Here is a 514-nt window from a genome sequence, read left to right as displayed (position 1 = left end):
GTTTATCCCCGCTGGCGCGGGGAACACGAGAGCCCAAGATATTCGCGCTCTGGGATTGCCGGTTTATCCCCGCTGGCGCGGGGAACACCGACTTTGACGTTGAAAAGATAAGGACCTCTGCGGTTTATCCCCGCTGGCGCGGGGAACACATTACACGGATAACCCGTGGTTTCCGGACGTGCGGTTTATCCCCGCTGGCGCGGGGAACACACCTCTTCCCCCATCCAGTCATTTACCTGCAGCGGTTTATCCCCGCTGGCGCGGGGAACACCTGGCGCGGACGCCGGGAGATATTGACAACGGCGGTTTATCCCCGCTGGCGCGGGGAACACCAGGAAAGAGACACACCGAAGGCCTCCGCGATCGGTTTATCCCCGCTGGCGCAGGGAACACTCAATGACCAATAACCAGTTAACCTCTACCCACGGTTTATCCCCGCTGGCGCGGGGAACACAGATCGAAATCGACCAACAAATTCGCAGCGCGCGGTTTATCCCCGCTGGCGCGGGGAACA

The 514-nt window shown here is 60.5% G+C and carries 1 CRISPR repeat array.

The features are described 5' to 3' along the window. Window positions 1–59 precede the first annotated feature (59 nt). Window positions 60–454: a CRISPR direct-repeat array (repeat unit 29 nt; unit sequence CGGTTTATCCCCGCTGGCGCGGGGAACAC). Between the last annotated feature and the right edge of the window lie 60 nt (window positions 455–514).

Source organism: Klebsiella sp. MS 92-3 (genome assembly GCF_000195655.1).
Classification (GTDB): domain Bacteria; phylum Pseudomonadota; class Gammaproteobacteria; order Enterobacterales; family Enterobacteriaceae; genus Klebsiella; species Klebsiella pneumoniae.
This window is presented reverse-complemented; position numbering and strand designations above follow the sequence as displayed.